Here is an 11,411-nt window from a genome sequence, read left to right on the forward strand (position 1 = left end):
GGGTGAAGTTTTAGTTACATTTTTTAAACTCGAACGAAATGCGATCGCCAATCCAACATTTCTAACCCTTTTGTTTTCGTTCGACTTGACACACTAAAAAAATAGCTCGATCGCCCAAAAAATAAGAAAAAAGACAACAAAATTAATTGAAGAATTTTATAGGTTTGCAATACTCTAGAGACAATTTCGTTTTTTTGCTATAATAGAATGTTATTGAGTTTAAAATATACCTCCAGCTCAAAGATCTAAATAAGCTGTCCGTTTAATAAATGAGTCTCGATCGCGCCGTTTCAGCCGCGCCATCTCACAATATTATTTAAATCTTCCTCCGACCAGCGATCGTAATATCCCGTATCGGCCAGGCGATCGCTGGCGGCTCGTAAATGACTTGCCTTCTGCACCAACACTAGGGCATATTTACCGTTACTCGTGTTCGTATGGCTGGTAGTGGTGGCGGGATGGTTGGGATAATCGACCAACGCCACGAGATCGTATCGCGCGAGTTGGGCGTTGGTGCAGCGAACCCGGCGATCGAGAACGGCTGCGTCGATATCGTCGGGGGAACAGGCGAGAATCGAAACGTCGAGGCGATCGCTCCAAGTTTCGGCCACCTCCACGAGCTGAATTTCGAGTTTGTCGATCTTGAAGTCTCGAACCTCGACGCGATTCTCTAACCACGCTTGTTGACTGAAAGGACAAGGCGGCAACCCAGCAAAATGGGGATGCGGAACGCTGAGAAAGTTGGAAATCCAGGCTCGAATCTGTTGGCGCAAATCCTCAAGTTCGATCGGTGTCATACGTTCTCAAAGCAATTGCGAAAAAATTATAATCGATGGCGATCGCCCGTAACCCAATGTCCCTCTCCATCCAACTTCCCCCACCTCTGCAACCTGGCGACCTCCTCGTTAGCATCGCACCGAGTGGCTGTGTTCGTGACAAAAACGCCTTTGAAGCCGGTGTAAACCTTTGGCGTTCCCAAGGCTATCGGGTCGAAATCTCGGGGATCGACGATCGCCACGGTTATCTCGCCGGAACCGACGCCCAACGACGCGATCGCCTATCTCGCGCCCTCAGCGATCCCGAGGTAAAGGGAATTCTCTACGCCAGAGGTGGATACGGCGGAGCGCGACTCCTCGAACATTGGGATTGGAACGCGGCGACAACTCCAAAATGGTCGATCGGATTTTCTGACATCACCGCTCTACTGTGGAGTTGGGCGAAACAGGGGATTTCCGGGGTTCACGGGCCGCTGCTGGCCACGTTAGCCCAGGAACCCCAGTCCTCTCAAAACCGACTGTTCGATTGGGTTTCCGGTGGAGCGATCGCCCCGTTAACCGGTCGGGGGTGGGGCGGCGGAACCGCCATCGGACGACTGTTTCCCGGCAATCTAGCTGTGGCCACGCACCTCATCGGAACTCCCCACGAACCGGATTTGACGGGGGCGATTTTAGCCTTTGAAGATATCGGCGAAGCCCCCTATCGCATCGATCGCCTGTTAACCCACTGGCGAATGTCGGGACGTTTCGACAACATCGCCGGAATCGCCCTCGGACGCTTCAGTCGTAGCGATGTCGCCGTTCCGGGTTTCACCGCCGAAGAAGTCTTACACGATCGCCTGTCGGATTTGGGCGTTCCCGTCGTCTCCGACTTACCCTTCGGTCACGATGGGATTAACTGCGCCTTACCGGTTGGCGTCGTCGCCGAACTCGACGGCGATCGCGGTTCGCTCGCGATTTGTCCTCGCTAAGTTTCACGCCGAGCCGTAGAGGGATTTTACCCAGTCCCACTCGCGACGCAATCCCTCCTCGATCGAGACCTTCGGGGCGTAACCGATGAGTTTTTGCGCCTTCGACACGTCCGCACTGGTATGGCGAGCGTCTCCTTTCGAGCTTTCTTGGTAGTCGATGCGAATCGGTTTCCCGACGATTTTCTCGATCGTCTCGATGGTTTGCTTGAGGCTGACGCGACTTCCCCCACCGATATTAAGCACTTCCCCCACCGCCTCGGGTGCCGACGCCGCCGCCAGGTTAGCCGCGATCGCATCTTCAATAAAGGTAAAGTCCCGCGTTTGCTGGCCGTCACCGTAAACGGAAATGGCTTCCTCCTTCAACACCGCTTTTAAAAACTTATGAAACGCCATATCGGGGCGCTGTCGCGGTCCGTAAACTGTAAAGTAGCGCAGCGACACGGTCGGTACGCCATAGTTGGCGTGATAGAGTCCACAGAGATGTTCGGCGGCCAGCTTCGTGACGCCGTAGGGAGAAACCGGTTTGGGAAGGATACTTTCAGAGGTGGGGAAGGAGGCGGCGTTTCCATACACTGAAGAGGAAGATGCGTAAACGAAGCGATCGAGCGAGGCATTTTTCGCCGCTTCGAGCAGAACTTGCGTGGCGTTGATATTGCGTTCGGTGTACGCACGAAATCCTTCCCCCCAACTGGCGCGAACCCCCGCTTGTGCGGCTTGGTGATAGACCACGTTCACGCCGTCGAGAAGTGCGTTCCAGTCGAGCGCTTGCACGTTGTCTTCGATGAGTTGAAAGTTAGAACGTCCGAGAGCACCAGCAATATTTTTTCGTTTGATGGCGGGATCGTAGTAGTCGTTAAACTGATCGACGCCGATGACAGTTTCTCCGCGATCGAGTAAGGTCTCGACGAGGTGAGATCCGATAAATCCTGCTGCGCCTGTGACGACAACTTTCACCATTTTTGTGGGGGGTTAACTCATCGGCTCAATGGTATCCGCTCTCTCGGCAAGTGTCAATTGAAATTCACTTAATATGTCAATCACAAAATAGAAAAAAATTAAAACAAACATTCAAAATATCCGTCAAAACCCTCGAATACAAAATTGAATGTTTGAATACAGTTTATTGTGCGATCTAAACTCAACACAAACAGCGATCGCCCCAACTGTTATTCACTCTCAATTATCAACGATCGATTATCCGAGAGTTTGGTACGATAGGCGAGGTTAGCCGTTCTTTTCCAACTCACCTCATGGCGAACGTTTCTCCCCTGACGACTTTAGCGATCGCGTATTTAGGCCCTGCGGGAACCTATACCGAAGCCGCAGCACTGGCCTATTCCAGTTGGCTCGATCGCTGCGATCGCTTGCAATGTCAACTGTTTCCCTACTCTAGCATTCCTCAAACCTTTCGATCGCTCGAACGAGAAGAAGTCCAACTGGCTGTCGTTCCCGTAGAAAACTCCATTCAGGGGAGCGTAACCATCACCCTCGATACCCTTTGGCAGCGAGAAACGCTACAAGTCCAACAAGCCTTAGTGCTTCCCATTCACCACGCCTTAATTTCTCGTTCCGTATCGCTCGATCGCGTCGAAACCGTCTACTCTCACCCGCAAGCCCTCGCCCAGTGTCAGAAATGGTTGGAGCGCAACCTTCCTCACGTGAAGCTGCGATCGACCAATTCCACCACGGAAGCCTTACAATATCTCGGTGAAGATTCGACCCTCGCAACGATCGCTTCAGAACGCGCCGCACAACTCTACAATTTGCCGATTTTAGCCCATCCGATTAACGACGCTGCCGAAAACTGTACGCGGTTTTGGGTGGTGCGTTCTCCTCATTTAAAACCCGAACTCCCCATCGCTCCGGGTTCGCAATACGTCTCGATCGCCTTCAGCCTTCCCAAAAACGCACCGGGCGCTCTCCTAAACCCCCTACAAGTTTTAGCCCGCTGGGGGATTAACATGAGTCGTATCGAGTCCCGTCCGACTAAGCGATCGCTCGGAGAATATCTCTATTTTATCGACTTTGAAGCCGACAGCGGCGATCGAGTTTGGAAAGAAGCCCTCGCCGAATTCTCCCGCTGTACGGAAATTTTAAAAGTATTCGGAAATTATACCGTTTTGCAGTGCGACGAATTGGTAGGATTAGAGATCGAGTAGCCGGCGATCGACGCAGGGGGACAGTGCGTCCTCGAATCGGCAAGTTTTAAACTCTAGACTACAGCAATCCCCCAAATTAATCTACTCGTTAAGTTGCTCTGGATCGACGGAATCCGTTGAATTTTGACTAGAAAACAATCCCAGTAACGGAGCCAACAGCGCACCAAAAACGAAGCCTCCAGCGTGCGCCCAATAGGCCACCATATTTTGCATACTGCCGACGTGAACTTGAACTTCAAAACTGGCAATACCGTTAAAGGCTTGTTGGACGAACCAAAACCCCAAGAAAAATAGAGCCGGAACGCGCACGGTAAAGAAGAAAAAGCCCAAAGGAATTAAGGTGATAATTCTCACTTGTGGAAAGCGGAAGATATACGCCCCCATCACCCCGGCGATCGCACCGCTGGCACCCAACGTCGGAACGGTAGAAGTAGATTCAAAAAACCATTGAACCAGGGAAGCGAGAATTCCGCAGACAATGTAGAAAATCGTAAAGTTAAAACGTCCGAGTTCTTCTTCGATATTGTTGCCAAAAATCCACAGATATAGCATATTAAAGCCAACGTGGAGGATGCTACCGTGGAGAAATTGCGCGGTGACGAGGGTTAACGGTTCGGGAAATACAGAGTCGGTGGCGATACCGCGCAGGCTTTGACTGAATTCTTGGGGAACGAAGGCGAACTCGTGCATGAATTGACTGAGTTGTCCCGAACTCAGAAGGAATTCACCGAGAAAAACGACGAGGTTGATGACAATTAGAGTATAGGTAACGACTGGCGTAATTTGAACGGGATTTTCATCTTTTAAAGGAACCATACGTGAGATGCGGTGTTTTACAAAACGTCATGACAGCCAAGTGAAGGCAACAGGGAATCGTACCAGTGTGGGACGGGGATTTAACCGGGTCTCACACGATCGCCCCAAGGATCGGGGCTTCTGACCCCTCGGTAGGTCGAGAAAACGAACCGAAAACTCTTCGAGAGTATCTAACCCAAACCCTTTACTGTTGCCCGTTGCCTGTTGTCTGTTCCCGAAGGTCGGTGAATAGCTCGACTATACCGAAGTCGAGTCGATGTCGGCATCTGGCATAGGGTAGATCTCGATCGCCTGCTGCGCGAGAGTTGGAGTTACGGTTGGATGTCGAGAGAGCGATCGCCGGTGTCGCCGCGAGCGTCCTTGGCTTTGGCGAGTAATTCCACCGCATCGGCGAGGGCGCTGGTGAGATCGGCGCGGGTTTTGGCGCGATCGGCTTTCTCGGCTTCTAAGGCTTCGATGAGTTCTGCGACTTGTCCTTGCAGGCGATCGCGTTGCAAGCAGGCTTCGACGTATTTTTCTTGTAACGCGTCGGGCGTTAACCGAGCGATATCCTCTTCGGCGCGATTGCGGGTTTCGGCGTCTAAGACTAAAGGGCGATCGCTGCGACGGTCGAGTTCGGCTTGGAGGCGATCGATGCGTTCTCGCGCCGCTTCCGCCTCGCGACGGCGTTGTTCGGCTTCGGTGTTGTAAAGCTGTCGCCAGTGTTCGGCGCTAGCTTCGGTGTCGGCGATCGCTTGCTGGGCGTCTGCGAGTTGCTGTCGCAAGGCGGCGATTTCAGCTAGCCATTGTGTCACCTCTCGGGTGAGTTTTTCGGGATTGTCCATAAGTTCGATCGAGCGTTCGAGCGGCGATGGAGTGGTCTCGATATATGGCGACGGTTAACCCATCTAAAATGCGGGAAGAGGACTCCCGTTATATCCGACAGGATTAGCGGGAGGGGAATTCCCGCCAACAAACGAACTGCCCGACAGGGCATCCTTATTTCGAGAATCTGTATTCATAGCCGTCTGATTGATGAACAGTCGTTAGATATTTCGGATGAACGTCGAAAGGTTTAACCCCAGCGTTCAGTCGAAAGGAAGGGCGAAACCGAATAGCAATCCGCCCCGTGTAATTTCCGGCGAATTTTCCTTGAGGAATTGTCGCCTTGACTATATCGCCGGTTTGGAAACCTTGAAAGGATTTGGCTTTCGGAGCGTGAGTTCTCGGAAAACCGTATTTATCGGGACGACATCGTTGCCGAACCCCGTGACCTTTGGCTGCAACGAGTAAAGGTTTCTCGACCGCGACATCTAATCGATCGGGAGTCGATTTCCCGACGCAAGCCGCATCGAGCCAGTGAGTTTTCGGCAAACCCAATCGAGTCCGATTAAACTTAGTCTGTCCGCCCGTTCCCACTTCAACGGGCAATTCAGTTTCTTTCAACTGTTGGTACAGCTTCCAGCGAGTTGCGTTGACTGCTGCCGCATCTTTTAACGGCGCTTTTGCCTGTTTCAAAATACGGTTGAGAACGGTCGGTTTGCCCGATAGAAACTCGCGAATATCTCGGTTTCCCTTAGCTTGGTTGCAAGTATGGCAAGCCAGCGTTAGGTTAGAAACTCGGTCGCTCCCTCCCTTGGATTTGGGATGAATATGTTCGACCTCTAATGGTAGGTTCTCAGCACCGCAATAGATGCACTTCCGACCCCACTTTTCTAACAAGAACTCGCGGATCTCGTAACCCAACAATTCGCCCTGCTGATACTCAATACCACTCACTTCGGGGTTTTGGAGTTTTTGGGTGTCGAACCGCACGAGTTCTTGAGCAATCGAGACGATCGGACAAAGTTTTCGCAAACGGTTCACCCAGGTCATCGTAGTTTCGACCCGATGGTTGAGAGACGGTGGAAGCCAATCCTTCGGACGAGTACGGTTAAGAAAGCGAGGCTTTCGGTAACGAGTTTTTCGATGGCGTCGGGAGCGTCGTAAAGCGCGACGCTTCTCTAAGTCGTTCTTAATTTGCTGTCCGCGATAGCTGAGTTCGGACGCCCAAATGATTCGGTTTTCGGACAGGATAGCCAACCCAGTTGTTTGCGAGCCGGGATCGATTTTGAGTTGAGTTTCCGGAACGACACAATCTTTGGCTTCAATCTCGTGCAAGATAAGGGTAAATGGATAGCGACGAAACACCGAAGCACGACCGGATTTCAGGAGCCGCCGCGCCTTGGCTGGATGGCATGGTGCTAGGGGTTTTTTGTCTTTGTCTAGAACGAAAACGTGCATAATACACAACTCCCAAAAGGGGTAACGTTTGCCTCGCCAAGGTTACGTCTCGGTACTCTCTGAAAAGCACTGCCTTAACCCGTTTAAAGCTGTTTAACTTTTCAGTTCTAGAGCGACAAGCTGGCAACGTACTCGTCGGTAGGAACTTAAACTCTCGGACGTAACGTAGTCTTCGGAAGACTTAGGCTGGTCAACTTGTGGGCTTTTTCAAGCCCCCGTCATAGCCAACAGGCTTGACGGCGGGTTGTTGACTATCCCTCAACATCTCTCAACCGATGATGCGTTTGAGAAGGCTGAGTTGCCATTGATGATAGGGCGCGTAACGCCAATTGAGATCGAACCAAAGTCCTTTGTTGAGGACGCTTTTGAAATGGGAGAAGGTATCGAAACTGGCTTTTCCGTGATAGCTTCCCATTCCGCTGTCGCCGACGCCGCCAAAGGGGAGATCGGAAACGGCCAGGTGCATGACAGTGTCGTTGACGCAGGCTCCGCCGGAGGAAGTCTCGCGCAAGACGCGGTTTTGGAAGGGTTTGTTGTTAGAAAAGACGTAGAGGGCGAGGGGTTTGGGACGGGAAGCGACGCGATCGATGGCGTCGTCGAGACTGTCGTACTCTAAAACGGGCAGAATCGGGCCGAAAATTTCGTCTTGCATCACCGGATCGTCCCAGGATACGTTATCGAGGACGGTGGGGGCGATGTAGCGATCGCTGCGATCGCACTGTCCGCCGACGACAATCTCAGCATTTCCCCGATTGTCTAACAACGAGGCGACGCGATCGAAATGGCGATCGCTCACCATGCGACAGAAATCGGGACTTTTGGCGGGATCGTCGCCGAAAAACTCGCGGACTTGCTGGCGCACCGCTTCGAGCAGTTGGGGTTTAACGCGGCGATCGACGAGCAGGTAATCCGGCGCGACACAGGTTTGTCCGGCGTTGATAAACTTTCCCCAAACGATGCGTTTGACAGCAACGTCGAGTTTCACGTCCGCATCGACGATACAGGGGCTTTTTCCGCCGAGTTCCAGGGTAACGGGGGTGAGGTGTTTCGCCGCCGCTTCCATGACGATCTGGCCGATGCGGGTTCCCCCGGTAAAAAAGATTTTGTCGAATTTCTGTTCGAGGAGGGATTGACTGGTTTCGACTCCGCCTTCGATGGCGGTGACGTATTCAGGGGGAAAGGTCGAGCGAATCAAGTCACTGACGACGGCTGCGGTGTGGGGGGCAATTTCCGAGGGTTTGAGAACGGCGCAATTTCCCGCCGCGATCGCGCCGACGAGGGGACTCATCGTCAGTTGAAACGGGTAGTTCCAGGGGGCGACGATTAGCACGACGCCCAACGGTTCGGGGTGAATGCGGGCGCGAGACGGAAACTGATCGAGAGAGGTGGATACCCGTTTGGGTTTCGCCCAAGATTTCAGGTGTTTGATGGCGGTGTTGACTTCGGCGATGGAGGCGATCTCGAAATAGGCTTCAAATTCCGGGCGGCGCAAGTCAGCCCCGACTGCTTCGACGATTCGGTCTCGGTAGTCGAGAATCGCGTGTTTGAGGCGTTTGAGTTGTTCGAGGCGGAAATTTACGTCTTTGGTTTTGCCCGTCGCGAAGAACGCCCGTTGCGCTCGGACGCGATCGCCGACTGACGATGGAGTGTGCGGCGATGGAGTTTGCACCGATTCCATAGTTTCCCTCTAAAACGCAGCGAGCGAGATGCCCGAAGGCATCTCACTCCCCATTGTAAAGAACGGTTTCGAGAACCGCTGAAAAAACGGCGGCGATCTTGCGGTCGGTCTGTTTGCCTATTTCCCCTCTTGCATGAGGCGTTGCAGGGTACTCAATCCGCGTTTCACGCGCCGCGAAACCGTTACGGAACTGATTCCCAAACGTTCTGCGGTTTCTTTCTGTGTGAGATCGTGGAGAAATACGAATTCTAAAACTTTGCAGGTTCCAGCCTCTAGCTTCGCGAGGGCTTGTTGTAGCAAAATCCGATCCTCTTCCGCCAGTTGAAAGCTGCGATACTTGCGATCGGGAACCGTCGCGCCGAGGGAAATCGTTTGTTCGTCCTCGTCAGAAATCGGAGCGTCTAGACTCAGCGGCGAGCGGTTGCGCCAACTCAGTTGAACGTCTTGCCATTCTTTAAGAGATACGCCGAGTTCGCTGGCGATTTCTTCGTCCGTCGGCATCCGCTGGAGGTCGTTGTAGAGTTGTTGGACGACCTTGTTGGCTTGCCGTTGCAGCGTCAACCACTGACGCGGAATTTTCATCGACGGGCTGCGATCGCGCAGGTAGTGTTGAATTTCTCCGCGAATATACGGAATAGCAAACGAGCTAAAGGCGTGACCTTTAGACAAGTCAAAACGTTCGATGGCGCGGATCAGCCCCAAACACCCGACTTGTAATAAATCGTCGTAGGTTTCCGAGCATTGCTGGCGCCAATGGTGGACTTCTTTACGAACTAAACCGATATTCAGTTGAACGAGTTGGTTACGCAGCTGGGTCGAAGGAGACTGTTGGTACTGGCTCAGCAGCTCCAAGCTTTCGTTTTTAAGTTCCCTAGATTCTTTTATAGTCATGGTGACATAGGGTGAGTCAAGCAATTCTCGAAGTTTGTAGATGCAATGGAGAGCAAAGTTGCCGCAATCGAAAACGATCGATTCTAGCACTAATTCGATCGTATCACATCTATTTTGGGTGTCGAGAACGTAAAAATACGCAGATCCTGGGTGGTTCTGACGCGAGTATAGAGTTCGATTGTTTAGAATACAATTGGATGTTACAAAATATTAATCTTCGAGATGCAACTTACCTATTTAGATAGTAATTCCTGGTCGATCGAGATCGCTGGGGTGAACGTACTCCTCGATCCGTGGCTCGTCGGGCCGTTAGTATTCGGGAACCTACCGTGGTTGTTCAAAGGGACTCGTCGCAAAGCGAAAACGATTCCCACGCAAATCGACGTTATCCTATTGTCTCAGGGGTTAGAAGACCACGCCCACCCGCCGACGTTAGAACAACTCGATCGCTCGATTCCCATCGTCGGATCGGCCGGTGCAGCTAAAGTCGCGAAAAAACTGGGTTACACCGACGTTACGGCATTATCTCACCGTCAAATTTACACCGTGGGCGATCGCCTGCAAATCCAAGCCGTTCCCGGTTCGCCCATCGGCCCGACGACGGTTGAAAACGGCTATCTCCTCACCGACTTACAACGGGGAACTCGCCTGTACTACGAACCCCACGGCTACCACGACGAAATGTTACAGAGTATCGGCTCGGTGGAGGTCGTCATTACCCCGATCGTCAACCTCGAACTTCCGCTCGTGGGGCCGTTCATCAAAGGTCGAGAGAGCGCCTTGGAGGTGGTGAAATGGCTCGAACCGAGGTATATCCTACCGACGGCGGCCGGTGGCGATGTAGATTTTGAAGGGTTGCTGGTGTCGGCGTTGCGGGCTGTAGGAACCCTCGAGAGCTTTCGCGCCTTACTCGAGCAACATCACTTAGAGACGGAAGTTATCGATCCCACCCCCGGCGTTCCCGTAGAACTGTCGTTTCCGGCAGTTGAGGGAACGTCATCCGTCCGGGGTGAAGCGTGATATATCGATCGCTGCGATCGCGAAAAGACTTGTAGAACGTCGAGGCGATCGGGCGAACCCCTCTAATTTTCGGCGAGCCAACATCCGCCGACGACAAAGAATAGACCCAAATTCGTTCGAGCGAGGCTATTTGCCGTTTATCGGCGGGGTCGTCGCCGAGTCGAACCGAGGGGACAACCTTATGACGGGTTGGACGGGGGCCGATACGATCGCGGGAAATGCAGGCAACGACTCGATCGAAGGTCGAGGTGGCGACGATATTTTGCTCGGCGGACGCGATAACGACGTGCTTCGCGGAGAAGCCGGAAACGACGCGATCGGTGGAAATTTCGGAAACGACATCGTAGAGGGGAACGACGGCGACGATATTCTCTTTGGCGGCCAGGGTGACGACGCCCTATCGGGAAATGCGGGAAACGACGTGCTAGTGGGAGATTTCGGTCGGGACGTCATGACGGGAGGAGACGGCAGCGATACGTTTACGCTGCGCCGAGGGGCTGCCGCAACTGAGGCAATTCAAGCCGATATCGTCACAGATTTCGTCGCGGGGGTCGATCGCATTGCCCTGACTCAAGGATTGACGGAAGCCAATTTAACCTTAGAACTGGTCGATCTCGACGGTTCGGGGGTTCTCGTGCGCGTTGCGGGAACCTCGGAGTTTCTCGGATTCGTGCGTAACGTCACAGTCGAAAGCCTGCAAGGAAGTTTCGTGGCCGATTCGCTGGGGTTGAGTTAGCGAGTCAAACCCGCTTGTCGAACGGGGGCAGCCGAACGGTTGGGTTTCGTTGGTCTGTTTGATATCCCCGAAATCTTGGAGATTCCGGGGATCTAGCCGTTG

11 protein-coding genes are annotated in these 11,411 nt (G+C 52.9%); 4 read left to right on the forward strand and 7 right to left on the reverse strand.

Annotation, left to right across the window (positions count from 1 at the left end; translation table 11 throughout):
- Nucleotides 1-290: 290 nt before the first annotated feature.
- Entirely contained in the window at nt 291-797 is a 507-nt protein-coding gene (locus tag GEI7105_RS0124250) for a hypothetical protein (protein WP_017662989.1), read from the reverse strand.
- Nucleotides 798-832: 35 nt separating this feature from the next.
- Between GEI7105_RS0124250 and GEI7105_RS0124255 the strand changes: the two genes are divergently transcribed.
- Nucleotides 833-1,747, forward strand: coding sequence for a S66 peptidase family protein (locus tag GEI7105_RS0124255; RefSeq protein ID WP_245555495.1), 915 nt, complete (start codon nt 833-835; stop codon nt 1,745-1,747).
- Nucleotides 1,748-1,750: 3 nt separating this feature from the next.
- Here GEI7105_RS0124255 and GEI7105_RS0124260 read toward each other — a convergent pair whose 3' ends face one another.
- Nucleotides 1,751-2,704 (reverse strand): NAD-dependent epimerase/dehydratase family protein, encoded by a 954-nt coding sequence (locus GEI7105_RS0124260; RefSeq protein ID WP_017662991.1) that lies wholly within the window; start codon nt 2,702-2,704, stop codon nt 1,751-1,753.
- Nucleotides 2,705-2,997: 293 nt separating this feature from the next.
- Here GEI7105_RS0124260 and pheA point away from each other — a divergent pair, with 293 nt between their 5' ends.
- Nucleotides 2,998-3,906, forward strand: coding sequence for a prephenate dehydratase (gene pheA / locus GEI7105_RS0124265; RefSeq protein WP_017662992.1), 909 nt, complete (start codon nt 2,998-3,000; stop codon nt 3,904-3,906).
- Between the two features lie 81 nt (nt 3,907-3,987).
- On the opposite strand, the gene GEI7105_RS0124270 is transcribed toward pheA, so the two are convergent.
- The 5 genes from GEI7105_RS0124270 to GEI7105_RS0124290 form a co-directional block, all read right to left on the reverse strand.
- Nucleotides 3,988-4,722, reverse strand: coding sequence for a rhomboid family intramembrane serine protease (locus GEI7105_RS0124270; RefSeq protein ID WP_017662993.1), 735 nt, complete (start codon nt 4,720-4,722; stop codon nt 3,988-3,990).
- Nucleotides 4,723-5,033: 311 nt separating this feature from the next.
- Nucleotides 5,034-5,546 (reverse strand): hypothetical protein, encoded by a 513-nt coding sequence (locus GEI7105_RS32275; RefSeq protein WP_017662994.1) that lies wholly within the window; start codon nt 5,544-5,546, stop codon nt 5,034-5,036.
- Nucleotides 5,547-5,700: 154 nt separating this feature from the next.
- Nucleotides 5,701-6,984: an RNA-guided endonuclease IscB gene (iscB, locus tag GEI7105_RS0124280; protein WP_017662995.1), complete on the reverse strand. Its 1,284-nt coding sequence runs from the start codon at nt 6,982-6,984 to the stop codon at nt 5,701-5,703.
- A 268-nt stretch (nt 6,985-7,252) separates the two neighbouring features.
- Nucleotides 7,253-8,662 (reverse strand): aldehyde dehydrogenase, encoded by a 1,410-nt coding sequence (locus GEI7105_RS0124285; RefSeq protein ID WP_017662996.1) that lies wholly within the window; start codon nt 8,660-8,662, stop codon nt 7,253-7,255.
- 117 nt (nt 8,663-8,779) lie between these two features.
- Complete coding sequence (locus tag GEI7105_RS0124290) at nt 8,780-9,553, reverse strand: RNA polymerase sigma factor SigF (protein ID WP_026097935.1); 774 nt, start codon at nt 9,551-9,553, stop codon at nt 8,780-8,782.
- A gap of 222 nt (nt 9,554-9,775) precedes the next feature.
- Between GEI7105_RS0124290 and GEI7105_RS32280 the strand changes: the two genes are divergently transcribed.
- Together GEI7105_RS32280 and GEI7105_RS32285 are read left to right on the forward strand one after the other, a co-directional pair.
- A complete protein-coding gene (locus GEI7105_RS32280) occupies nt 9,776-10,573 on the forward strand; it encodes an MBL fold metallo-hydrolase (RefSeq protein ID WP_017662998.1) in 798 nt (265 codons plus the stop codon).
- The gene (locus tag GEI7105_RS32285) at nt 10,563-11,309 is read left to right on the forward strand and encodes a calcium-binding protein (protein ID WP_158413258.1); all 747 of its coding nucleotides are present in this window, start codon (nt 10,563-10,565) and stop codon (nt 11,307-11,309) included. The genes GEI7105_RS32280 and GEI7105_RS32285 overlap by 11 nt, the downstream gene beginning before the upstream one ends.
- Nucleotides 11,310-11,411: the final 102 nt, after the last annotated feature.

This window comes from Baaleninema simplex PCC 7105, assembly GCF_000332355.1.
Taxonomy (GTDB): Bacteria; Cyanobacteriota; Cyanobacteriia; order Cyanobacteriales; family Geitlerinemataceae; genus Baaleninema; species Baaleninema simplex.